This is a genomic window from Actinorugispora endophytica (assembly GCF_004363075.1).
Taxonomy (GTDB): Bacteria; Actinomycetota; Actinomycetes; order Streptosporangiales; family Streptosporangiaceae; genus Actinorugispora; species Actinorugispora endophytica.
On sequence record NZ_SNYN01000030.1, the window covers coordinates 34,175 to 56,880 of the forward strand.

The window sequence follows — 22,706 nt, forward strand, 5'->3', positions numbered from 1 at the left end:
ATCCGGCGTCGGCTTTGGTGGTTGAGACGACGTCGGATAACTTCTAGATCGGTTGGTGTTCATTTTCGAGAGCGCGCGGTACTTCGTTTCTCAGGAGGTATCGCGCGCCCTGCTGACACGTGGAGCTTTCAGGTGAGCGGTGCTGTCCCGAGCGGGTTCCTGACGCTGCCGAGTATCGACGACGCGCTCGCCCGGGAAATTCAGGCGGAGCTTGACCGGGTGGAGAAGCTGCTCCACGACACGGTGGAGGCCAGTGACCCGCTGCTGAACGAGGCGGCGGCGCACCTGCTGGCGGCCGGGGGCAAGCGCTTCCGCGCCATACTGGTGCTGCTGGCTGCGCGCTTCGGTGACACCGGTAACCCCGACCTCGTCCCGGCGGCGGCCGTCGTGGAGCTGACCCACGTGGCGACCCTCTACCACGACGACGTCATGGACGAGGCGGAGCTGCGCCGCGGCGAACCCAGCGCGAACCGCCGCTGGGGGAACTCCATCGCGATCCTCACCGGCGACTACGTGTTCGCGCGCGCCTCGGAGATGCTGGCGGACCTGGGCACGGAGGCGGTCCGCCTGCAGGCGCAGACCTTCGGGCGGCTCGTGAGGGGGCAGATCCTGGAGACCGCGGGACCGAATGCCGGAGCCGACCCGATGGCGCACTACCTGGAGGTCATCGGGGACAAGACGGCGTCGCTGATCGCCTCGTCCGGACGGTTCGGCGCGATGGTCGCCGGTGCCGACCCCAAGGTCATCGAGACGGTCACCCGGGCCTGCGACGCGCTGGGGATGGCCTTCCAGCTGTCCGACGACATCCTGGACGTGGCCAGCGAGACCGACCAGTCCGGCAAGGTCCCCGGCACCGACCTGCGCGAGGGCGTGCTGACACTGCCGATGTTCCACGCGCAGAGGGACGACGCGCCGGAGAACGCGCGGCTGCGCTCGCTGCTGGGACGCCCTCTGGGCGACGACGAGACCGCCGAGGCGCTGTCCCTGCTGCGCGCCCACCCGGCGATGAGCGCGGCCCGCGCGGACCTGGAGGGCTGGGCGAACCTGGCCCGCACCGAGCTGGCCACCCTTCCCTCGTGCCCGGCCCGCGACGCCTTCGAGGCGCTCTGCGACTACGTGGTGCGCCGCACCGGCTGACCGGGAGCACCGGCCGCAGGGTCATGGCCGCCCCTTTTCCGCGTATGCCCCGGGTAATGCGCGGCTCCGTCCGGCCGACCGCAGAACGCGCCCGACCGTAGTCTCTTGGTGACTCTGGGATACCGTCCGGATGCGGCCGAGTACCGGGAACTCGAGGAGCGTGATCGACTGTGGTGCGGCAACTGGGGGCGCAGCAACTCATCGGACTCCGTCTCGTGGACGAGAACGGGATCAGAGTGGGCGTGATCGGCCAGGTCTACTTCGACGACCAGACGGGCGCGCCCCGCTGGGTGACGGTGCGGCGCGGGTTCTTCCGGGCGGGGGAGAACTTCGTGCCGCTGCGCGGCGCCCGCCCGCTCGGAGACGACGTCCAGGTCCCGTACTCCAGGGAGACGGTCCGGACGGCGCCGGTCTTCCCGACCGACCGGCACATCTCGGTGGCCGAGGAGGACCAGATCTACCTGCACTACGGCCTGGCCCCCGAGACGGCGCAGGAGGTCCCGGAGCAGCGCCCGTACCTCGCTCCGCGCGGCAAGCACGCCAAGACCCCCGAACGCTCCCGGACCCAGCCCACGGTCTAGAGAACCCCCGGCGCGGGGGTGTTTCGGGCTCTGTTGGAGCAGGGTCCGCTCGGGGCCTGTGACGGCGGGCGGCGACGGCGGGTGGGGCCGGAGGCCCGCGCGTATCCGCCGGGTGTCCGTGACGCGGCGGTTCGAGGGCCGGTTCCGCTCTGACCCGGAATGGTCTTGGGCTTTCTGCCCGTTTCGGGGCCGGGAAGGGCAGAAAGCCCAAGACCGTCAACGGAACCACCGGTGCCCGAAACACCCCCGCGCCGAAGACTCCCTAGCGCCCCGCCGGGGTGCCGCCGGGTCAGGTTCTGGCATTTTCCGGGTATACGTCGGACAACTCCTGGTCGCTTCACCGGCAAACGGGTAGCGAACTCTCTGACCTGCTGCGATACCGGTTTCCGGATGTCGCGGGAAGAAGCCCGCCCCGGCGGGGCCAGATCCAAGGGGTTGATTCGCATGGCGCCGAGACTCGGAGTCCAGGACCTTGTCGGACACCGGCTGCTCGACAAGGACGGTCACAACGTGGGCAAGATCGGCCAGGTCTACCGCGATGACCAGACCCACCAACCGACATGGGTCACCGTGCACACCGGCATGTTCGGCACGCAGGAGAGCTTCGTCCCGCTCGCGGGGGCGCAGATCTCCCATGAGGATCTGAGGGTCCCGTTCGACAAGGGCATGATCAAGGACTCGCCGCGATTCGAGGCGGGACGGCACCTCTCCCCGGACGAGGAGAGCCGGCTGTACCGGCACTACGGAGTGCAGCCGTCGGTTCCGGGCCCGCGGGGCGAGGCCGAGACCCGTCCCGGGGAAACCATGACCGAGGAGCGGCGCACCGCGGAGGGCCGCGACATGGGCCGCGACATGGGGCGGCGGAGCGGTGAGGGCGTCCCCCCGACGGGTACGGGCGAGGCCGGGGGCCGCCCGATGGCCCGAGGCGAGACGGCCTACGGTGAGACGTCCGTCACCCGCTCGGAGGAGCAGGCCCACGTGGGTGTCGAGCGCCAGGAGAGCGGCCGGGCCCGGGTGCGCAAGACCGTCGAGACCGAGCACTTCGAGCAGGACGTTCCCGTCAAGCGCGAGGAGATCCGCGTCCACCGCGAACCCATAACCGAGAGGGACCGGGCCGCGGGCACGGTGATCGGGGAGGAGGACGAGGAGATCATCCTCAGCGAGGAGCACGCGGTACTCGGCAAGGAGCAGGTGCCGGTGGAGAAGGTGCGCATCACCAAGGAGGAGGTCACCGACACCGAGCACGTGGAGGGCGAGCTGCGCAAGGAGAACATCGAGATCGACGAGGAGGGCAGGCCCCGGCGCCACCGGAGGCCCTGAGGCCCGAAACGCGGGAGGGGCGGCCCGGTCGCCGGGCCGCCCCTCCGCACGGCCTACCGGTGCTCGACCGCCAGGTCCGGCCCTCCGACCGGCGGCGCGGCGGCGGGCCTGCCCCGGCGGGAGTGGCGGATCATGTCGACGGCGAACACCACGAGCGCGGTCCACACCACGGCGAAGCCGATCCACCGGAAGGACGACATCTCCTCGCGGAAGACCAGCCACGCGACCAGGAACTGCAGCACCGGCGCGATGAACTGGAGCAGTCCCACCAGGCTCAGCGGGATGCGGTGCGCGGCCGCGCCGAACAGCACCAGCGGTACCGCGGTGACCAGCCCGGCCCCGATCAGCAGCGCCGCGTGCGCGGAGGAGCCGGACAGGAAGGTGCCCGCCCCGGTCGCCTCCAGGAACACCACGAAGCCCAGCGCGGGCAGGAAAAGGATCCCCGTCTCGACCGTCAGGCTCTCCACGCCGTCGAGCCTGACGAACTTCTTGGTCAGCCCGTAGAAGGCGAACGTGAAGGCCATGGTGAGCGCCATCCAGGGCAGCGAGCCGTAGGAGAGCGAGAGCACCGCGACGGAGACCGCGCCGAGGGCCACCGCCGCCCACTGGGCCGCGCGCAGCCGCTCGGAGAACACGATGACGCCGAGCGCCACGCTGACCAGCGGGTTGATGAAGTAGCCGAGGGCGGCCTGCAGGGTGTGCCCGGTGTTCACGGCGTAGATGAAGGTGCCCCAGTTCAGCGTGATCAGCAGCGCCGCGCAGGTGAGCAGCAGTATCTGCCGGGGGCTGCGCAGCACCGCGAGCACCCACCGCCAGTGCCGCATGGCCAGCAGCAGCCCGAGGACGACGGCCAGCGACCAGATCATCCGATGAGCGAGGATCTCCACCGACCCGGACGGCGCCACCAGGGGCCAGTAGAGGGGCATGAAGCCCCAGAGGAGGTACGCGCCCGCGCCGTAGGCGACACCCTTGTTCATGTCAGACACTGATTCAGATTATTGGAAATATTCAGCCTTTAATAATTAATTCCTCTTAAAGGTGCTGTTTAGCAGGGATGCCGACGGCCGCCCCGGCGGCGCGGTCCGACTGGACGGCGCGGATAGCCTGGAGGCATGTTCGGGTCAACGAAGACGATGATGGTCGACCGGGCGAGCGCGCTGCCCGGCCGCGACACCCCCATGCCGGTTCCCGCCCGCCACGAGGTGCTGGGTATCCCGCCGGCCCCGCCCTACCCCGAGGGCGCGCGGATCGCGGACTTCGGCATGGGCTGCTTCTGGGGAGTGGAGCGCGCCTTCTGGCGCCTGGGCGCCGAGAACGGTGTCATCACCACCGCCGTCGGCTACGCGGGCGGTTACACCCCCAACCCCACCTACGAAGAGGTCTGCTCCGGCCGCACCGGCCACACCGAGGCCGTGCGCGTGGTCTTCGACCCCGAGCGCACCTCGTACGAGGCCCTGCTCAAGGTCTTCTGGGAGGGCCACGACCCCACTCAGGGCATGCGCCAGGGCAACGACGTCGGCACGCAGTACCGGTCGATGATCCTCTACCACGACGACGCCCAGCGCGCCGCCGCCGAGGCCACCCGGGACGCCTTCCAACCGGTCCTGGCCGCCTCCGGCTACGGACCCGTCACCACCGAGATCGTCCCGGCGGGCGAGTTCTACTTCGCCGAGCCCTACCACCAGCAGTACCTGTCCGACGCCAAGAACCCCAACGGGTACTGCGGGGTCGGCGGCACCGGCGCGGTCTGCCCGATCGGGGTGGCCCGCACCGACGGGTAGGGCCCGGACCTCTGTTCGACGGCGGTCGGGGCGGGGCCCCGCCCGTCAGTCGGCCCGCACCGCGTTGTGGTGCCTGCCGATGGGGAGCATGAGGGGTTTCCCCGACGTGGGGTCGGTGATGACCTCGCAGCGGAGCCCGAACACGGCGAGCACCGTCTCGGGGGTCAGCACCTGCTCCGGCGGGCCCGCGGCGTGGAGCCTGCCCGACGCGAGCGCGATGAGGTGGTCGGCGTACCGCGCGGCGAGGTTGAGGTCGTGGAGGACCAGCACGATCGTCGTCCCGAGCGACCGGTTGAGGTCGGTGAGCAGGTCGAGGACCTCGACCTGGTGGGTGACGTCCAGGAACGTGGTCGGCTCGTCGAGAAGGAGGAGGTCCGTCCGCTGGGCCAGGGCCATGGCGATCCAGACGCGCTGGCGCTGCCCGCCGGAGAGCTCGTCCACGGGCCTGTCGGCCAGGTCGACCGTCCGCGTCGCCTCCAGGGCGGCGGCGACGGCCTCGTCGTCCTCCTTGTTCCACCGGGAGAGCGCCCGCTTGTGGGGGTGCCGGCCCCGTCCCACGAGGTCGCCCACGGTGATCCCCTCCGGCGCGATCGGCGACTGCGGGAGCAGGCCGAGCGTCCGCGCGACCTCCTTCGACGGAAGGCGGTGGACCTCCTTGCCGTCGAGGAGCACGTGCCCGCTCCGGGGGGCGAGAAGCCGCGACATCGAGCGGAGCAGGGTGGACTTGCCGCACGCGTTGGCGCCGACGATCGCGGTGATCAGCCCGGGAGGGACCGCGAGGTCGAGGGAGTCGATGACGACGCGGTCCTTGTAGCCGAGCGTCAGCTCCTCGACGAGGAGTGAATGGTCCGTGGTCACAGGGAGCCTCCCGCGCGGTTGGAGCGGACGATCAGGTAGACGAGGTAGGGGGCGCCGAGCACGCCGGTGACGACCCCGACCGGGTAGCGGATCCCGAAGGCGAACTGCCCGCAGAAGTCGGCCGCCAGGACGAGGAGCGCGCCGACCAGCGCGGAGGGGACGAGGAGGGAACCGTTCGGTCCGACGACGCGCGCCGCGATCGGACCCGAGAGGAAGGCGACGAAGGAGATCGGCCCCGCCGCGGCGATCGCGAAGGCGATGAGTCCCACCGCCCCGATGATCGCGACGAGCCGGGTCCGGTCCACGCGCACGCCGAGGGCCGACGCGGTGTCGTCACCCAGTTGGAGCGCCTCGAGGTCGCGCGACCGGTGCAGGAGCACGGGGGAGAACACGAGAAGCGCGACGGCGACCGGGACGACCCTGTCCCAGGTCGCGCCGTTGAGGCTGCCGGCCAGCCACCGCATCGCCTCCTGGTGGTCCCATTCGGCCGCCTGGTCCAGGATGTAGGCGGTGGCGCTGTCGAGCATGGCCGCGATGCCGATGCCGATCAGGATGAGGCGGATCCCCGAGACCCCGTTCTTGAACGACAGCGCGTACACGGCCACGGCCACCGCGAGGCCGGCGGTGATCGCGAAGACCGACACCCCGGCCCCGTCGAGCGAGAGCACCACGATCGCGAAGGTCGCCGCCGCGCCCGCACCCGAGGTGATGCCGATGATGTCCGGGCTGGCGAGGGGGTTGCGCAGCATGGTCTGGAACGTGACGCCGGCGATCCCGAAGCACAGTCCCGCCACCACGGCGAGCGCGGCCCGCGGCAGCCGGAGCCGCCCGACGGTGAACGAGGCGCCCGGCACGTCCTGCCCCAGGACCACCCGCACGACGTCGCCGGGCGGGTAGAAGGTCCGTCCGGCCATCAGGGTCACGGCGAACACGAGGACGATCAGGACGGCGAGGACGACGATCACGGCGCGCCGCCGGTACGCGCGGCGCACCCGGCCGCGGGTGACGGTCTCGACGGTGGAGACGCTCACAGTGCACGAACCTTCTGACGGCGGACGATGTAGATGAAGAAGGGGGCGCCGATCAACGCGGTCACGATCCCCACATCGACTTCCCCGGGGCGGGCCACGACGCGGCCGATCACGTCCGACGCGGTCAGGAGGGCGGCGCCGCCGAGCGCCGAGAACGGGAGCAGCCACCGGTGGTCGACACCGACGAGCAGCCGGCACACGTGCGGGATGACGAGGCCGACGAAGCCGATCGGCCCGGTGACGGCGGTGGTCGCGCCGCACAGCACGACGGAGCCGAGGAAGGCCGTCCCCCGCGCGATCGCGACGCGTTCCCCCAGGCCGGCGGCGAGGTCCTCGCCCAAGGCCAGAAGGTTGAGCCCGCGTGCCGACAGCAGGCAGACGGCCATTCCGGCGGCGAGGAACGGGAGCACCTGCGCGACGCTGTCGAACGTCCCGCCGCCGACACCGCCGATCTGCCAGGAGCGGGCCCCGTCGGCGACGTCGTTGCGCTGGAGCACGACGGCGCTGATGAACGACGTCAGAGCGGCGGAGACCGCCGCTCCGGCGAGGGTCAGCTTGAGGGGGGTGGCGCCGCCCCGCCCCAGGGAGCCGACCACGTAGACGAACACCATCGTGGCGCCCGCGCCGGTGATCGCCACCCAGACGAAACCGGTCGCGGACTCCAGGCCGAAGAAGGCCATGCCCGTGACGACGGCGAGCGAGGCCCCCATGTTGACGCCCAGGATGCCCGGATCGGCCAGCGGGTTGCGGGTCACCCCCTGCATGACCGCGCCCGACACGCCGAGGGCCGCGCCGGCGAGGACGGCCAGCAGGGTCCGGGGGATCCGCTTGGCGACCGCCGCCTGGTCGAAGCCCTCGACCGAGCCGCCGAACGCCGCCACGACGGCGGACCACGGCACGTCGCGGGAGCCGACGGTGACCGAGGCGACCATGAGGGCGGCCAGTACGCCCAGCACGGCGAGCAGCCAGAGGAACCGGCCGGGCCCCGGGCGCCGCACGGCGGCGCCCGGGGCGGACGGCGAGGTGTTCGTCGTCACTACGCCTCGTCAGCGGCCGCGCTGAGGAGCGACAGGTAGTCGTCGAGGACCCACGAGATCGACAGCGGAGTCGGGTTCGCGGCCGTGCCGAGGGGGCCGTCCCCGGGGAGGTTGACGACGGAGCCGGTCTCCACCGCCGGCATCTGCGACAGCAGCGGGTCGTCCTCCAGGGTGGCCACGAGGTCGTCGCCGCCGTACGTGACGATGATGTCGACGTCGTCGAACGCGTCCGCCTGCTCGGCGCTCCGGGTCAGGGAGAACTGGTCGGTCTCGGCCGAGGCGGTCGCGATGCTCTCGGGGGTCGCCAGTCCGAGGTCCTCGAAGAACATGGCGCGCGTGTCGTGCGCCGTGTAGAAGCTGACCTCGCTCAGGTCCGTGGTGTCCACGTGGGTCAGGAACATCGCCGAGCTGCCCTCGATCTGCGGGTGCTCCGCGACCGACGCGTCGATCTCCTCCTCCAGGTCGGCGATGAGCTCCTCGCCCTCGTCCGCCAGGCCCAGGGCCTGGCTGCTCAACCGGATCGAATCCCGCCAGGCCGTGCCCCAGGCGGTCTCCGGGTAGGCGACGACGGGGGCGATCTCGCTCAGGGTGTCGTAGTCCTCCTGGGTCAACCCGGAGTAGGCGGCGAGGATCACGTCCGGCTGGGTGTCGGCGACCGCCTCGAAGTCGATGCCGTCCGTCTCGTCGAACAGCACCGGCGTCTCCGCGCCCAGTTCGTCGAGCTTCTCCTCGACCCACGGGAGCACGCCGTCGCCGTTGTCGTCGCCGAAGTTGGCGGCGGCCATGCCGACGGGCACGATCCCCAGGGCCAGCGGAACCTCGTGGTTGGCCCAGTTCACCGTGGCGACCCGCTCGGGTTCCGACTCGATGGTCGTCGTGCCGAGCGCGTGCTCGATGGTGACGGGGGTCCAGTTCCCGGAGCCGGCGTCCTCCCCGCCGGAGGGCTCGGGAGAGGGCGAGGAGCAGGCCGCGAGTCCGACGGTGAGCAGCGCGGCCGTGGAGAGCGCGGTCAGCCTTGAAACGGGGGGCATGGTTTCCTTCCGGTTGCGGCCGGGTGGCCTGAGCCGTGTCGATGCCACGGTTCGGCTCCCGTGTCGTCTGCGGGGCCCGTGGGCGTACGCGGCGGCGCGCGGCCTGCGGGGGCGGGGTCGGGCGGAACCCCTCGACGCGACGCGTGGGCGCACGCGCCGCCCCGACCTCGACGACAGCGAGAGGTTAGGTTTGCCTAAGCAAATTTAGGGTGTACTTGGTTAAGGTGCAATCGATTAGATGTGACACCTTTTGTCGCGAAACGGACAATTGTTATCCGATGGGGTTTCCGGTGCGCCGTTCACTGCGAGCGGAACCGTCCCGGGCTCAATCCCGTGATCCGCCGGAAGGCCACGCCGAACGCGCTCACCGAGTGGTACCCGGTACGCGCGGCCACCTCGTCGATCTCGTCTCCCCGCGTGAGCATCGCGACCGCGTGCTGCACGCGCGCGGTGGCCACCCACCGGCTGAACCCGAGGCCGGTCTCGGAACGGAACGCCCGTGTGATGGTGCGGGTGCTCACACCGAGCCGCGCCGCCCACACGGCCAGCGTGGTGGTGTCGGCGGGATCGTCGCGAACGGCGGCGACGATGGGAGCCAGCAGCGGCGACGCGGGTATCTGCAAGAGCAGTTCGCGCTGGGCGGGGACGAGCAGGTCGACCACCATCGCCTCCGTCCTCGAACGCGGCTCCGAGACGATGCCGCCGGTGTCGAGCCGGTCGAGCAGGAGCCGCAGCAGCGGTGTGACCTCCACCGCGACGGGCCTGTCGGAGATCGACGGAACCGCGTGGACGCCGAACTGCGCGGACCGGTGCCACGTTCCGGCGGGTGCCCAGCCGGAATGGGGGGTGCCGGCGGGAATCCACAGGCCGGCCGTCGGGGTGATCGTCCAGATCCGCCTGCCGACCGTCGCCGAGGACGCGCCCTGCCGGTTCCAGAGCAGTTCGTGCGTCGGATGCGAGTGCTCCTCCCAGAACGTGTCACACGGGATGAACTCGGTCATGCCCTCGACGACGAACGGCACATCGATCTCACCGGCGGAGTAGAGGGGGAGCCTGCGGCTGTCGACCGCGTCGCGCCGTGACGGTCCGGCAGGGCGCGGTCGGGCGGCCGGGCCCGGCCGGATGTCTTGTATGGCCACGTCATCCAGGCTATGCGGTGGTGGCCGCCGGCACGGAGGCGTCGACCCTGGAGCGGACACGCGGAAGGGCGGTCCGGGAGCGCCCGGACCGCCCTTCCGCGTGTCCGCCCTACGGCAGCGGCACCGGCAGCCACACCAACCCGTACTGCGCGCCCACCGAGGCGAAGGCGGCGACGGCCCACACGACGAGCGAGTAGTGGATCCGTCCGGCAAGGCTCCACCAGCGGCGGAACCAGGACGCGCCCGCGATGGCCACCAGAGCGACCGCCAGGACGAACAGCGCGGTCAGCGGCGCGGTCAGCAGCGGCGACTCGTTGAAGAGCATCTGCTCCAGCGCCGCCTGGTCGGCCAGCAGCCACACCATGAAGCCGATGAACCCCGCGCTCAGCAGGCCCGCGGCCCCGGCCGCCAGGCGGGCGGCCCGGGCGCCGGCCGGGGCGGGCGCGCTGCGGCCGCGCAGCCGGCGTACGAGGGCGGCCACCGGCCACACCAGCATGGTCGCCATGACCAGCAGCGCGATCCCGGCCGCGGCGAGGTGCAGGTACGGCTGGCCGTGCCACGGGACCCGCTCGTAGTTCTGCGAGGAGATGACGTCGAAGCCGAGGCCGGTGATCTCGCCGTCCTCCTCGGAGAACGCGAGCCGGTCGCCCTTCTCGGAGCGGAACACGCCGGGCTCGACCGGCGTCCACTCCTGCTCGCCCAGTACCGAGCTGGAGGTGTGCAGCGTGCCGTCGTCCGCGGCGGACACCATGACCTGGTCCATGGCGATCATCAGCGCGGAGGGGTCGCTGCGGCTGGTCCGGGTCGTCGTGTAGACGCCCGTGTAGGGCTCCAGCGGGAAGTCGGCCGCGGCCGGCAGATCCGGGTTCCGCCCGACGCCGGCGAACTCGGCCAGGAACTCCTCGACGATGAGTGTCCGGGCGTCCTCGAAGAGGGGAGCGGGGGCGCCGTCGCCGTTCACCACCACGTAGATCCCCAGGTCATCCTCGGGGAGGATCGAGTAGTGGGAGTGCGCGCCGACGTAGTCGCCGCCGTGGCCGACGGAGCGCGGCCCGCCGGGACCGGCGGGGCGCTCCTCCCAGACCCCGTATCCGCTGCCCGCCAGCGCCGGGTGCAGGCCGTCCCGGCGCGTGGTCATCATCTCGACGGTCTCGGGGGAGAGGACCCGCTCGCCGTCGAGTTCACCGCCGCCGAGCAGGGCGAGCATGAAGCGCGACATGTCGGTGGCGGTGGCGTAGGCGCCGCCCGCGGGCATCTGGTTCAGGTACGTGTCGGGGGCGGGGTCGTCGGGGGAGCCGTAGTAGAGGGTGGCGGTCTCGAAGCGCTCGGCGGCGTCGTCGGGGAAGGCGAAGCCGCTGTTCCCCATGCCCAGGGGCGCGAAGACGCGCTCGGCGGTGTACTCCTCGAAGGAGAGCCCCGAGACCTCCTCGACGACCAGCCCGGCCAGGCTGTACCCGTAGTTGGAGTAGGCGACGAACCTCCCGGGCGGGTAGACGCGTTCGGGCCGGTACCCGGGGATGTAGTCGGCCAGCGGGGCCGCCTCGTCGCGCGTGTCGGCGAGCATGCCGGCGACGGCGTCCTCGAAGCCCGCCGTGTGGGTGAGCAGGTGGTGCAGGGTCACCGGCTGCCCGGGGTACGTGTCGGGCAGGTCCGCCTCGTCGGGAAGGTACTCGTTGACGTCGGCGTGCAGGTCCACCTCGCCGTCCTCCGCGAGCCGCAGCACGGCGACCGCGGTGAAGGACTTGCTGACCGAGGCGGTGGGGAAGGAGACGCGGTCGGGGTCGACCGGGGTCCCGGCGTCGGCGTCGGTGACGCCGTACCCGCCCGCGAAGACCTGCTCGCCCCCGGCGACGACGGACACCGCGGCGCCGGGGATCCGGTGCTCCTCCAGCAGTTCGGGCACCCGCCCGTCGAGGAAGCTCCGGACGTTCTCCGCCGTGGGCTCGACCGGGGTCGCGTCGTCGGCGAGCGCGGCCGTGCCGGGGAGGACGGCGAGGCCGGCGGCCAGCATCGCCGCCGCGCCGAGGGCGAGTGCGGATCTTGTTCGTGGCGACACGGCGCCGTCTCCTCGTGCTCCGGGGACCCGGGTGGTCCCTTCGGAATACGACGCTAGAGATCCGGATGCCTCGGGGCAGCCGCGCTGTCCCCCCTCTTGGAGTGCCAGACCGCTGCCCTCCCGAGGGTGGTGCCAGCACCACCCACCGAATCACCCCCGCGCCGGAGACTCCCTGGGGAGCCTCCGGCGCGGGGGTGATTCGCGCACCGGTGCTTCGGGTGGGTCTTTCGGCCTCGCGCCGCGCGGACCGGAGGGTCATGGCGGGCGGCGATGGCGGGCGGGGCCGGAGGCCCGCGCGTTCCCGCCGGATGCCCGTGACGTGGCGGTTCGAGGGCCGGTTCCGCTCTCACCCGGAATGATCATGGGCTTTCCGCCCTTCCCGACCCCGAAACGGGCAGAAAGCCCAAGACCGCCAACGAGACCCCCACACAACGGGCATCATGGGCGCGGCCTCGACCGGCGCCCGCCGTCGCCGCCCGCCGTAATCGGAACCCCGGTGTCCCGGCCTGTCGCCCCGCCGGGGAGGGGCCGTCCGCGCGGCCCCGGATCAGCCGGCCGCCTCCTGGGCCCGGCCGATGTAGTCCCGCATCGCGGCCGGCGGCCCGCCGTACTGCCGCGTGATCTGCTCGCTGTTCTCCTCGTACATCCGGTACAGCGAGTCGCGCACGCCCGGGTCGTTGCCGTGGAAGGCCTCCAGCAGCCCCATCCACCGCTCGGCCAGCGCCCGGACCCGGGGGTCGGCGGGGTCGGTGCCCGCGTCCATCTCGGCCTGGACCTTCGCGATGAGCTCCGGCCACTCGGCCTCCACCGCGGCGATGGCGTCCTCGCCGATCTCCCCGCGCCGCCGCTCCAGGAACGCCAGCTGCTCGTCCGTGTAGTAGTTCCTGATGGTCTCTTCCACCTTGATCACCTCTTCCGTCAGCCCGAGGAGGTCGTCGGGGCCCACGCGCCTCGAGCGCGCGGAGGCCACCAGGGCGGTGAGCCTGGTGCGCAGCGACCTGAGGGCGGTGAGCTGCTGCTCGACGTGCGCCAGGTGCTCGCGCAACAGCGCGGTCAGGTCCAGCTCCCCCGCCAGCGCCGTGCCGATCGCCTCCAGCGGAAGCCCCAGGTCCCGCAGCGCGACCACCTGGTAGAGCCGGCGCACGTCGCCCTCGTCGTAGAGCCGGTGCCCCGCCGGACTGCGCCCCGACGGCCGCAGCACCCCCACGTGCTCGTAGTGGTGCAGCGTCCGCACGGTCAACCCGGTCAGCCTGGCCAGGTCCCCGACCTTCCAGACCTGTCCGCCCTGCTCACCCATCGCCCCGGCCTCCTCCTCGCGCCGCCCCGTCCGGAGCGGCACCGACGACGTTAGGACCTGACGCGACGTCAGGTGCAAGCCCCGTTCCCGGCGGATTCCCACCCGGTGCCCCGGCCCCCGCGGCCAGCGGCTAGGCTGCGGAGCGTCGTTGACACGATCGCACTGCGGAGTATCGGGAATGCCGGGAAGTTACGCGGACAACGCGGCCGCGCTGTGGACCGGCCTGGGGCCGGACCACACCGAGGTCCTGCACGACGCGCCCGAGGCCGTCGTGCTCCGGATACCGCGCCGCGGGCTCGTCCGGACCGTCCTGCGCGACCCCCTGGAGGAGCTTCCCGGAACCGTGCGCGGAATCCTGGACGCCGGCGGTCCCCGCGTCGTCGAAGACCCCTTCGGAGCGCTCGGGGACGCGTGGACGACCGGCGCCGAGACGGCCGACCTCACGGTCATGGCCAGGCCGCCGGCCCCGGTCCGGCCCGCGCCGCCGAAGGCCGACCTGGAGATCGTCCGGGTGGCCGACCGGCGGGCGCTGGAGGAGGCCGAGAGCACGATCGTGTACGGCTTCCCCTACCGGGACCTGTGGCCGTACACCCCGGGACTGCTGCTGCCGCCGGAGGCGCTCGACGCTCCCGGGCTGCGGGTGTGGCTGGCCCGCAGGCAGCGCGTGCCGGCCGCGGCGTGCTGCACCTACGACGACGGCGCCACCGTGGGCGTCTACTGGGTGGCGACCCTCCCCGAGCAGCGGGGCCGCGGGATCGCGCGCGCGGTGCTGGCCGCCGCGCTCGCGGACCACCAGGACCGCGAGGTGGTCCTGACCGCCACCCCGGCGGGCGTGCCGCTCTACGCGGACCTGGGCTTCGGCGAGGTCTCCGGCGCGCGCTGGCACTCGTGGCGCTGACGGGCCGTCACCCCGCGCGGCCGGTCGGGTCCAGAGCCATCAGCACGTCGTCCACGGGACGCCCGTCCAGGAGGAACAGCCCCTTCAGGACCCCCTCCACCTCGTAGCCGGCCGAACGGTACAGCGCCAGCGCCCCCGTGTTGCCGCCCAGGACGCGCAGGACCAGCTTGCGGGCGCCCCGCCGCGCGGCCAGGTCCCGGGCGGCGGACAGCAGCGCGCGTCCCGCGCCGCGCCGCCGCGCCTCCGGGGCCACCGCGAGGGACCTGAGCTCCTGGACGTGCGCGGCGCTGGGGAAGGGCAGGTACGGCGACACCACCGCGTACCCGGCGGTCCTCCCGTCGACCTCGGCGACCAGTACGTCCTCGACCGCGCACCCCTCGAAGAAGCGCCTGCCGGGGTCCCACCGGGGCGCGGGGGTGACGTCGGAGGACCAGGTGAGGGCGTCGACGTGGACCAGGTCGGGGCCGTCCCCGGCGACGGCCGCGCGGACCGCGGGCAGAGGGGCGCGCGCGGGAGTCAGAGGTCTGCCTCGCTCGTCGGAGAGGCCGGAACGCGGACGGCCCCCGGCTCGGGTGAGCCGGGGGCCGCCGCGCCGTCGCGGTGTCCTACCACTGCTGCTGGCCGTAGCCCGGGGGGTACTGCTGCTGCCCGTACCCCGGGTACTGCTGCTGTTGCTGCGGGTACCCCTGCTGCTGCCCGTACCCCGGGTACTGCTGCTGGTAGCCCTGCTGGTCGTACTGCTGGCCCTGCGGGTACTGGTACCCGGCGTAGGGGTCCTGCTGGTACGGCTGCTGCTGTCCCGACTGTTGCTGTTGCTGTTCCTGCGCGGCCTTCTCCGGCTCGGGGGCCTCGGGCTCGTCGGGAGCGGGACGGAAGACGAACAGCTGCGCGGGTTCGCCGTTGCTGCCCTGGCTGTAGGAGGTCTGCTCCAACCGCCAACCGGCCTCCTCGATGCCCTCGAGGATTCGGGTCAGTCCCGGCCGGACGCTGCTGGAGGCGTCGTCATAGGTGTTGACGCGCAGCTGCACCACGAACATCTTGCGTTTCTGCTGAGCTGCGACCTTGGCGTGCTCGACGACGGTGCTGTCTCTCACGACCTGTGTGACGCTCATCTGCCAACCGTACCCATCTGCCCTTGACGAGCGCTGTCGAGCGCTGCTGTTCGTCCGCGTGCGTCGCGGAGAAGACCCGCAGGGCCATCTCCGTCCATGATGCCCCCTATGACCCCCTTCGGGCCACAGAGAGCGTCGAAACTACTGTCCGACGGCGGCCACCGCCTCGTCGACCGGGGTGTCACCGCCGACCAGCTCCAGCACGTGGCCGACGGTGGACGGGGTGTCCAGCAGCGCCACGAGCACCGCCGCCACGTCGTCCCGGGAGACCTGGCCGCGCTCCACCTCCGGCGCGAGCCGAACCCTCCCGGTCCCCGGGTCGTCGGTCAGGCCGCCCGGACGCAGGATCGTCCAGTCGAGTTGGAGGCCGCGCTCCCGCAGGTCGTCGTCGGCGGCCTTCTTGGCCTCGACGTACGCCGCCCACACCGGCTCGGCGTCGGGGGCGGGGCCCTTGTCCACGCCGATGGCGGACACCATCAGGTAGCGGCGCACCCCGGCCAGCGAGGCGGCGTCGGCCAGCAGCGCGGCGGCGCCGCGGTCCACGGTGTCCTTGCGCGGGACCCCGCTGCCGGGGCCGGCGCCCGCGGCGAACACGACCGCGTCCGCGCCCATCACCTTCTCGGTCAGTTCGGTGACGGTGGCCGACTCCAGGTCGATGACCACCGGTTCGGCGCCCGCGGCGCGGAGGTCGCCGGCGTGGTCGGGGTTGCGGATGAGGCCCACGGGGGAGTCGCCGCGCGCGGCCAGCAGCCGCTCCAGTCGCAGTGCGATCTTTCCGTGCCCTCCGGCGATGACGATACGCATACCCGCAGGCTATTCCCTGCCGACCCGAACTGCTCCGCGCACCCGCCGTCGACCAGGGGGAGGGCGGGTCAGCGGCGGGTGGAGGGGCGGTCCCGGCGTCGGAGCGCCGACGGCAGGAAGGTCCACGCCAGCATGGTCAGGGCCAGGGTGAGGACGCCCAGGCTCATCCCCGCGACGATGTCGGTGAACCAGTGCACGCCGAGCATGGGGCGGCTCAGCGCGGTGCTCAGCGCGATCACGGCCGCCGCGGCCCACGCGGCGCCCCGCCAGGCCCCGCGCAGCAGCGGCAGCGCCGCGAACAGCAGGATTCCCATGCCGGTGAAGGCCATCAGCGAGTGCCCCGAGGGGAAGGACGGCCCCACCCCGACCAGGATCGGATCGGTGAACTCGGGGCGCTCCCGGGCCACGCCGAGCTTGGTGACCAGCCCGAGCAGGTTGGCGGTGAACACCGCCGCGCACGCCCACAGGGCGGTGGAGAACTGGCGGCGCAGCACCAGCCAGGCGGCGGTGAGCAGCGAGACGATCCGCATCGACCAGGTGCCGAACGCCTCGGTCCAGACCTCCAGCCCGTGCGCCAGATCGGGCCGCGGGCGCACCCACGCGTACAGCCGCTCCGCGAGGACCGCGTCGAAGGCCAGCAGCGGCCACCAGCCGCCGACGACCAGCGCGCACAGGGACAGGAACGGGAGGGCGGCCGCCAGCGCCACGGCGGTCAGCGGCCCCCGCCGCGAGGGCAGGAGGGCCTCGGCCTGTTCCCGGCGGGAGGAGGCGGTGGGCGCGGCCGGGCCGGGGGAAGTAGAAGGGGGGTTCACAGTTCGAAGAGGTTACCGGTTCACTGCCATCGATAAAATTTTAGTAGAAAATCTGGAAAAATCTGGATGAACTGGACTCTTTGCTCCGGAGGTTCCGGACGGGCGCGCTCCGCCCCCGGCGCCGGAACACCCCGGGAGCACGGCGGGCGCGCACCGTTTCCGGTGCGCGCCCGCCTTCGTCGTCGGACCGGGGCTACTCCACGGTCCAGGTGTCCCCGCTCGCCAGCAGGGCCGCCAGATCACCCCGGCCCTGGGTCGTCTCGGCCTCGGCGATCTGCCCGTTCAGCATCTCGTCGTAGCTGGGCCGCCGCACACTGCGGAAGAGGCCGACCGGCACGTGCTCGAACGCGGGCCGGTCCAGTCGGGACAGCGCGAAGGCGTACCCCGGGTCGGTCCGGTGCGCGTCGTGCCGCAGCACGCGGTCCTCGCCCGCCTCGGCCACGTCCGCGACGACCAGCTCGCCGTACTCGCCGAGCACCACGCCCCGGTCCGCGCCGACCATCAGCGGTTCGCCGTGCTCCATCCGCAGCAGCCGCGCGTCCCGCTGGCCGGGGTCCTTCAGCGGCTCGAACGCGTCGTCGTTGAAGATCGGGCAGTTCTGGTAGATCTCCACGAACGACGCGCCCGGGTGGTCGGCGGCCGCGCGCAGCACCGACGTCAGGTGCCTGCGGTCCGAGTCCACCGTGCGCGCCACGAACGATGCCTCGGCGCCCAGCGCCAGCGACACCGGGTTGAACGGCGTGTCCAGCGACCCCACCGGCGAGGACTTGGTGACCTTGCCCCGCTCGGAGGTCGGGGAGTACTGCCCCTTGGTCAGGCCGTAGATCCGGTTGTTGAACATCAGCACGTTGATGTTCACGTTGCGCCGCAGGGCGTGGATCAGGTGGTTCCCGCCGATGGAGAGACCGTCGCCGTCGCCCGTGACCACCCACACCGACAGGTCCGGCCGACTCGCGGCCAGCCCCGTCGCGATCGCGGGCGCGCGCCCGTGGATCGAGTGCATTCCGTACGTGGACAGGTAGTAGGGGAACCGCGAGGAGCAGCCGATGCCCGAGACGATCACGATGTTCTCGCGCGGGACCCCCAGCTCGGGCAGGAAGCCCTGGAACGCGGCCAGGATCGCGTAGTCCCCGCAGCCGGGGCACCAGCGCACCTCCTGGTCGGACTTGAAGTCCTTCATCCTGTACCGGACGTCGCTCACGGGGACCAGCGTGAGCCCCTTGAACGCGGGTCCGGAGCCGTCGGCGGCCACCCCGTTCGGGTGCCCGTCGGTGTTCTCACTCGGCACGGTCGATGACCTCCTGCAGCACGCCCGCCAGTTCCTCGGCCTTGAACGGCAGGCCGCGCACCTTCGTGTAGCTGATGACGTCGACCAGGAACCTGCCGCGCAGCAGCAGGGCCAGCTGGCCGAGGTTGATCTCGGGGACCAGCACCCGGTCGTACCGGCGCAGGACCTCCTCCAGGTTCCCGGGGAACGGGTTGAGGTGGCGCAGGTGGGCGTGGGCCACCCTCCCCCCGACCCGCCGGACCCGGCGCACGGCCGCCCCGATCGAGCCGTACGTGCCGCCCCAGCCCAGCACGAGCACGTCCGCGTCACCCGTCGGGTCGTCCACCTCCAGCGGGTCGATGTCGCGGGAGATCCCGTCCACCTTGGCCTGGCGGGTCCGCACCATCAGGTCGTGGTTGGCGGGGCTGTAGGAGATGTCGCCGGTGCGGTCGCTCTTCTCGATGCCGCCGATGCGGTGCTCCAGCCCGGCCGTCCCCGGCACCGCCCACGGGCGCGCCAGCGTCTCGGGGTCGCGCAGGTAGGGCAGGAACGCGCCGTCCTCGCCGTTGGGCCCGGCCGCGAACTCCACCGACAGGTCCGGCAGCGCCGACACGTCCGGGATCCGCCAGGGCTCGGAGCCGTTGGCCAGGTACCCGTCGGACAGCACGATGACGGGGGTCCGGTACTTGGTGGCGATGCGCGCGGCCTCGACCGCGATGTCGAAGCAGTCGGCGGGCGAGCGCGGGGCCAGCACCGGGACGGGGGACTCGCCGTTGCGCCCGAACAGCGCCATCAACAGGTCCGCCTGCTCGGTCTTGGTGGGCAGGCCGGTGGACGGCCCGCCGCGCTGCACGTCGACGACGATCAACGGCAGCTCGGTCATGACCGCCAGACCCACCGTCTCGGCCTTGAGCACCATGCCCGGCCCCGACGTGGTGGTCACGCCCAGGGCCCCGCCGAACGAGGCCCCCAGGGCCGCGCCGACCCCCGCGATCTCGTCCTCGGCCTGGAACGTGCGCACGCCGAACCGCTTGTGCCTGGACAGCTCGTGCAGGATGTCCGAGGCCGGGGTGATGGGGTAGGACCCCAGGAACAGCGGCAGCCCGGTCAGTTCGGCCCCCGCGACCAGGCCGTAGGACAGCGCGGTGTTGCCGGTGATGTTGCGGTACGTGCCCGAGGGCAGCGCCGCCGGTCTGACCTCGTAGGAGACCGCGAAGTCCTCGGTGGTCTCGCCGAAGTTCCAGCCGGCCTTGAACGCCGCGATGTTGGCGGACATGATGTCCGGCTTCTTGGCGAACTTGGCCCGCAGGAAGTCGAGCGTCCCCTCGGTGGGGCGGTTGTACATCCAGGACAGCAGCCCCAGAGCGAACATGTTCTTCGCGCGCTCGGAGTCCTTCTTGGAGAGGCCGAAGTCCTCCAGCGCGCGGACCGTCATGGAGGTCAGGGGCACCGCGCTCACCTTGTACCCGGCGAGGGAGCCGTCCTCGAGCGGGTTGGCGGTGTAGCCGACCTTGGCCAGGGCGCGCTTGGTGAACTCGTCGGTGTTGACGATGACCATCGCGCCCTTGGGCACGTCGTCGATGTTCGCCCTGAGGGCGGCGGGGTTCATCGCGACCAGGACGTTCGGGGCGTCCCCGGGGGTCATGATGTCGTGGTCGGCGAAGTGCAGCTGGAAGCTGGACACGCCGGGGAGCGTTCCCGCGGGCGCCCTGATCTCCGCCGGGAAGTTCGGCAGGGTGGACAGGTCGTTGCCGAAGGACGCGGTTTCCTGGGTGAACCGGTCGCCGGTCAACTGCATGCCGTCGCCGGAGTCGCCGGCGAACCGGATGATGACGCGATCGAGTCGCTGGACCTCTTTGGGCACTGAGATCGTCGACCTCCTAGAGAAGCCGCCGCGCGGAACACGGTGACTTAGGGTTGACTCAGTCTCGCCACAACGGTATTCACCGGACGGCCGCCCGGACGTGGCGCTTGTCTCTGTCTTCGGGGGCTCCCCCGTCCCGGGGGCGTGGCTGGACGACCGGGGCCGAATTGACGGGAGGGCTTCGCAGGCGGTCGGTCCTCCTGCGGGGACGGGACCGGCCGGAGGTCATCGGGGACACAGGCCGCCGTTGATCCGGAGCAGGTCCACGTGCCGGCGCCCGACGAGCAGGACACCGGGCAGCGCGGGCCGAGTAGCGAAGGTCACAGTCGGAACTATAGGCGGTGGTCCCCGCCGGGGGTCGCTCCGAGGCCCGATTTACCGACCATGGGGCGTGGAGCAGGGGCAGGTGAGGTTCGCCCCCCGGGCCCGGGAACGCGCGACCCCGACCCGTACGTTGACAACGGGGAACGGGCCGGGCGGACTAAGGCCCCGCGAGCAGAGGAAGGGAGGACCGTGGCCATGCACCACAACACGTTTCGCGCGGCGGCCCTCATCGCCGGTCTCTCCGCGCTGCTGGTCGTCGGAAGCTGGACGTGCTGGGGGGCCCAGGGTCTCAAGCTGGGCGTGGTCTCGGTCATCGCCGTCAACGGACTCGTCTACTTCTTCGGCGACACCATGACGCTGCGCGCGATGCACGCGCGCCCCATCAGTGAGATCGAGCAGCCGGAGCTCTACCGGGTCGTCCGGGAGCTCGCCACCGAGGCCCGCCAGCCCATGCCCAGGCTGTTCCTGTCCCCGACGGTCGCGCCCAACGCCTTCACCACCGGCTGGCGTCGCCGCCGGTCCGTGCTGTGCTGCACCACGGGCCTGCTCAGGATCCTCAACGAACGCGAACTGCGCGGTGTCGTCGCGCACGAACTGGCGCACCTGCGCAAGGGCGACACCATCGTCTGCTCGGTGGCCGCGATGCTCGCCATGATGATCACGTCCCTCACCGCGCTGGCACTGCTGCTTCCGCTCGCCGACTCGGAGGACGAGGACGGTCAGGGCCTGCTCAGCGGACTGCTGTTCCTCGCCGTCGGCCCGATCGCCGCGGCGGTCGTCCGGGCCGCCGTCGGCCGCAGGCGCGAGTTCGACGCGGACGAGGCCGCCGCCCGCCTCACCGGAGACCCGATCGGCCTGGCCACGGCTCTGCGCAAGATCGAGATCGGCGCCCGCACCCACCCGCTCCCCACGGAGCGGGGCCTGCTCGCCTCCGGGCACCTGATGATCGCCCACCCGTTCTCCCGCCGGGGCGCGGGCGGCCTCTTCGCCGCCCACCCGCCCACCCCCGAGCGAATCCGCCGCCTGAGGGGCATGGCTGAGGAGTGGGGGCCGGCGGAGTGACCGCGGTCACCCCGTCGGCCCCGGGGGCTACCGGAAGTTCACGAACTGCAGGGCGATGTCGAGCTCCTTGCCCTTGAGCAGGGAGATGACGGCCTGGAGTTCGTCCTTCTTCTTGGAGCTGACCCGGAGTTCGTCGCCCTGGATCTGGGCCTTCACACCCTTGGGGAACTCGTCCCGGATGATCTTGGAGATCTTCTTGGCGTCCTCGGAGGTGATGCCCTCCTTGAGCGTGATCGGCAGGCGGTACTCCTTGCCGGAGATCTTGGGCTCGTCGGCCGCGTCCAGGACCTTCAGGGAGACGCCGCGCTTGATCAGCTTCTCCTTGAACACGTCCAGAGCGGCCTTCGCGCGCTCCTCGGAGCCGGACTTGATCTCCACGCCCTGGTCGCCGGACCACTCGATGGTCGAGCCGGTCCCCTTGAAGTCGAAGCGCTGGGAGAGCTCCTTGGCGGTCTGGTTGACGGCGTTGTCCACTTCCTGCCGGTCAAGCTTGGAGACGACATCGAAGCTGGATTCGGCTGCCACGTGTGCTCATACCCCCGTAGTGTCTGGGCCCGGCCCCGTTGGGGCGGCCGACGGCTCGTGATCGATCGGTCGCCGCGGTCGGCGCGCCGCTGCGGCACGGCCCTGCCACGGCAGTGACAGAAGAGCTTAGCCCGGCGGGCGCGCGGGCACCGTCCGGGCACGTCCCGGGCCTTGAGAGCGTGTCGGGTATTCGATTTCGCGTCTGCGCGGCAGTCCGCTATCCTCATTCATGCGCGGCACCGAAGGCGTCACGCGATCCCAGGCAGGTTGCCCGAGCGGCCAAAGGGAGCAGACTGTAAATCTGCCGGCTCAGCCTACGTAGGTTCGAACCCTACACCTGCCACACCTCGCGGAAGCGGCCTTCTACCAGGGAAACCCGGTGGAAGGCCGCTTCTCGTTGTTTCCGGTTGTCTCTCGCTGTTTCCGAACATTTTTGACTGTCTTCGGGCACGGAACGGGCACACGCTTCGGGGCTTCCATCTGCTCCCTCCCCACCTTCCTCTTCTCTTTCTCACCGTTCTTCTCGTGCTTGCTGCGCTCCTGGCCTCGGCCTGCCCGGTGAGTGGGCTCCTGGTCCTGGCCGCGCGTGCTGTGCTGGTGCTCTCGGCTCCGGCCTCGTTCCCGCGGTCCACTCCCTCAAGGACTGTGGTTGGCCCTCTGGTCGATCCCCCTATCGAACGTCGTGCCCCTGGGCACGGCGTGGCGCGGGAAGCGCGCCGCGCGGAACGCAGGCGAGCGCGCGCACCCGCGCCGGCGCCCGACTCCCCGTA

Annotated in this window: 21 protein-coding genes and 1 tRNA gene; 7 read left to right on the top strand and 15 right to left on the bottom strand. The window is 71.7% G+C overall.

Annotation, left to right across the window (positions count from 1 at the left end; translation table 11 throughout):
• Positions 1 to 132: 132 nt before the first annotated feature.
• From EV190_RS21650 to EV190_RS21660, 3 genes are all read left to right on the top strand, one after another.
• Positions 133 to 1,137: a polyprenyl synthetase family protein gene (locus tag EV190_RS21650; RefSeq protein ID WP_133743451.1), complete on the top strand. Its 1,005-nt coding sequence runs from the start codon at positions 133 to 135 to the stop codon at positions 1,135 to 1,137.
• Positions 1,138 to 1,307: 170 nt separating this feature from the next.
• Positions 1,308 to 1,718, top strand: a complete 411-nt coding sequence (locus EV190_RS21655; protein WP_243742718.1) for a PRC-barrel domain-containing protein — start codon at positions 1,308 to 1,310, stop codon at positions 1,716 to 1,718.
• A gap of 444 nt (positions 1,719 to 2,162) precedes the next feature.
• Positions 2,163 to 3,038: a YsnF/AvaK domain-containing protein gene (locus EV190_RS21660; RefSeq protein ID WP_133743452.1), complete on the top strand. Its 876-nt coding sequence runs from the start codon at positions 2,163 to 2,165 to the stop codon at positions 3,036 to 3,038.
• A 53-nt stretch (positions 3,039 to 3,091) separates the two neighbouring features.
• On the opposite strand, the gene rarD is transcribed toward EV190_RS21660, so the two are convergent.
• Entirely contained in the window at positions 3,092 to 4,024 is a 933-nt protein-coding gene (gene rarD, locus EV190_RS21665; protein WP_133743453.1) for an EamA family transporter RarD, read from the bottom strand.
• A 126-nt stretch (positions 4,025 to 4,150) separates the two neighbouring features.
• Between rarD and msrA the strand changes: the two genes are divergently transcribed.
• Positions 4,151 to 4,819 carry a peptide-methionine (S)-S-oxide reductase MsrA gene (msrA, locus tag EV190_RS21670; RefSeq protein ID WP_133743454.1) on the top strand — a complete coding sequence of 223 codons (669 nt, stop codon included), beginning with the start codon at positions 4,151 to 4,153 and terminating at the stop codon, positions 4,817 to 4,819.
• 45 nt (positions 4,820 to 4,864) lie between these two features.
• Here msrA and EV190_RS21675 read toward each other — a convergent pair whose 3' ends face one another.
• From EV190_RS21675 to EV190_RS21705, 7 genes are all read right to left on the bottom strand, one after another.
• On the bottom strand, positions 4,865 to 5,677 hold the full coding sequence (locus EV190_RS21675; protein WP_133743455.1) for an ABC transporter ATP-binding protein: 813 nt from the start codon (positions 5,675 to 5,677) through the stop codon (positions 4,865 to 4,867).
• Positions 5,674 to 6,708 (bottom strand): FecCD family ABC transporter permease, encoded by a 1,035-nt coding sequence (locus EV190_RS21680; RefSeq protein ID WP_133743456.1) that lies wholly within the window; start codon positions 6,706 to 6,708, stop codon positions 5,674 to 5,676. The genes EV190_RS21675 and EV190_RS21680 overlap by 4 nt, the downstream gene beginning before the upstream one ends.
• Positions 6,705 to 7,745, bottom strand: coding sequence for a FecCD family ABC transporter permease (locus EV190_RS21685; RefSeq protein ID WP_133743457.1), 1,041 nt, complete (start codon positions 7,743 to 7,745; stop codon positions 6,705 to 6,707). Before EV190_RS21685 ends, EV190_RS21680 begins: the two co-directional genes overlap by 4 nt.
• Positions 7,745 to 8,776, bottom strand: a complete 1,032-nt coding sequence (locus EV190_RS21690; RefSeq protein WP_133743458.1) for an iron-siderophore ABC transporter substrate-binding protein — start codon at positions 8,774 to 8,776, stop codon at positions 7,745 to 7,747. Before EV190_RS21690 ends, EV190_RS21685 begins: the two co-directional genes overlap by 1 nt.
• Before the next feature lie 299 nt (positions 8,777 to 9,075).
• A complete protein-coding gene (locus EV190_RS21695) occupies positions 9,076 to 9,915 on the bottom strand; it encodes an AraC family transcriptional regulator (protein WP_133743459.1) in 840 nt (279 codons plus the stop codon).
• A 109-nt stretch (positions 9,916 to 10,024) separates the two neighbouring features.
• Complete coding sequence (locus EV190_RS21700; protein WP_133743460.1) at positions 10,025 to 11,971, bottom strand: serine hydrolase domain-containing protein; 1,947 nt, start codon at positions 11,969 to 11,971, stop codon at positions 10,025 to 10,027.
• Positions 11,972 to 12,518: 547 nt separating this feature from the next.
• On the bottom strand, positions 12,519 to 13,268 hold the full coding sequence (locus EV190_RS21705) for a MerR family transcriptional regulator (RefSeq protein ID WP_133743461.1): 750 nt from the start codon (positions 13,266 to 13,268) through the stop codon (positions 12,519 to 12,521).
• A gap of 178 nt (positions 13,269 to 13,446) precedes the next feature.
• Here EV190_RS21705 and EV190_RS21710 point away from each other — a divergent pair, with 178 nt between their 5' ends.
• Entirely contained in the window at positions 13,447 to 14,166 is a 720-nt protein-coding gene (locus tag EV190_RS21710) for a GNAT family N-acetyltransferase (RefSeq protein ID WP_133743462.1), read from the top strand.
• A 7-nt stretch (positions 14,167 to 14,173) separates the two neighbouring features.
• Here the strand turns inward: EV190_RS21710 and EV190_RS21715 are convergent, their stop codons facing one another.
• The 6 genes from EV190_RS21715 to EV190_RS21740 form a co-directional block, all read right to left on the bottom strand.
• Positions 14,174 to 14,686 (bottom strand): GNAT family N-acetyltransferase, encoded by a 513-nt coding sequence (locus EV190_RS21715; protein WP_208113284.1) that lies wholly within the window; start codon positions 14,684 to 14,686, stop codon positions 14,174 to 14,176.
• A gap of 85 nt (positions 14,687 to 14,771) precedes the next feature.
• A complete protein-coding gene (locus EV190_RS21720; protein ID WP_133743464.1) occupies positions 14,772 to 15,278 on the bottom strand; it encodes a hypothetical protein in 507 nt (168 codons plus the stop codon).
• Positions 15,279 to 15,419: 141 nt separating this feature from the next.
• Complete coding sequence (locus tag EV190_RS21725) at positions 15,420 to 16,082, bottom strand: SDR family oxidoreductase (protein ID WP_133743465.1); 663 nt, start codon at positions 16,080 to 16,082, stop codon at positions 15,420 to 15,422.
• 68 nt (positions 16,083 to 16,150) lie between these two features.
• Positions 16,151 to 16,894, bottom strand: coding sequence for a phosphatase PAP2 family protein (locus EV190_RS21730; protein ID WP_133743466.1), 744 nt, complete (start codon positions 16,892 to 16,894; stop codon positions 16,151 to 16,153).
• Between the two features lie 193 nt (positions 16,895 to 17,087).
• On the bottom strand, positions 17,088 to 18,182 hold the full coding sequence (locus tag EV190_RS21735; RefSeq protein ID WP_394345546.1) for a 2-oxoacid:ferredoxin oxidoreductase subunit beta: 1,095 nt from the start codon (positions 18,180 to 18,182) through the stop codon (positions 17,088 to 17,090).
• Positions 18,172 to 20,025, bottom strand: a complete 1,854-nt coding sequence (locus tag EV190_RS21740) for a 2-oxoacid:acceptor oxidoreductase subunit alpha (RefSeq protein ID WP_133743467.1) — start codon at positions 20,023 to 20,025, stop codon at positions 18,172 to 18,174. The genes EV190_RS21735 and EV190_RS21740 overlap by 11 nt, the downstream gene beginning before the upstream one ends.
• Positions 20,026 to 20,544: 519 nt before the next feature.
• Between EV190_RS21740 and EV190_RS21745 the strand changes: the two genes are divergently transcribed.
• Entirely contained in the window at positions 20,545 to 21,411 is an 867-nt protein-coding gene (locus tag EV190_RS21745) for a M48 family metalloprotease (RefSeq protein WP_133743473.1), read from the top strand.
• A 27-nt stretch (positions 21,412 to 21,438) separates the two neighbouring features.
• Here EV190_RS21745 and EV190_RS21750 read toward each other — a convergent pair whose 3' ends face one another.
• Positions 21,439 to 21,936: a YajQ family cyclic di-GMP-binding protein gene (locus EV190_RS21750; RefSeq protein ID WP_133743468.1), complete on the bottom strand. Its 498-nt coding sequence runs from the start codon at positions 21,934 to 21,936 to the stop codon at positions 21,439 to 21,441.
• Between the two features lie 261 nt (positions 21,937 to 22,197).
• On the opposite strand from EV190_RS21750, the gene EV190_RS21755 reads away from it, so the two are divergent.
• Positions 22,198 to 22,279 (top strand) — tRNA-Tyr (locus EV190_RS21755).
• Positions 22,280 to 22,706 lie beyond the last annotated feature (427 nt).

Bases quoted from the DNA above. Each gene is read 5' to 3' on its own strand.
- EV190_RS21660 (WP_133743452.1), top strand. From the start codon at position 2,163: ATGGCGCCGAGACTCGGAGTCCAGGACCTTGTCGGACACCGGCTGCTC.
- msrA (WP_133743454.1), top strand. From the start codon at position 4,151: ATGTTCGGGTCAACGAAGACGATGATGGTCGACCGGGCGAGCGCGCTG.
- EV190_RS21690 (WP_133743458.1), bottom strand. From the start codon at position 8,776: ATGCCCCCCGTTTCAAGGCTGACCGCGCTCTCCACGGCCGCGCTGCTC.
- EV190_RS21705 (WP_133743461.1), bottom strand. From the start codon at position 13,268: ATGGGTGAGCAGGGCGGACAGGTCTGGAAGGTCGGGGACCTGGCCAGG.
- EV190_RS21710 (WP_133743462.1), top strand. From the start codon at position 13,447: ATGCCGGGAAGTTACGCGGACAACGCGGCCGCGCTGTGGACCGGCCTG.
- EV190_RS21720 (WP_133743464.1), bottom strand. From the start codon at position 15,278: ATGAGCGTCACACAGGTCGTGAGAGACAGCACCGTCGTCGAGCACGCC.
- EV190_RS21725 (WP_133743465.1), bottom strand. From the start codon at position 16,082: ATGCGTATCGTCATCGCCGGAGGGCACGGAAAGATCGCACTGCGACTG.
- EV190_RS21745 (WP_133743473.1), top strand. From the start codon at position 20,545: ATGCACCACAACACGTTTCGCGCGGCGGCCCTCATCGCCGGTCTCTCC.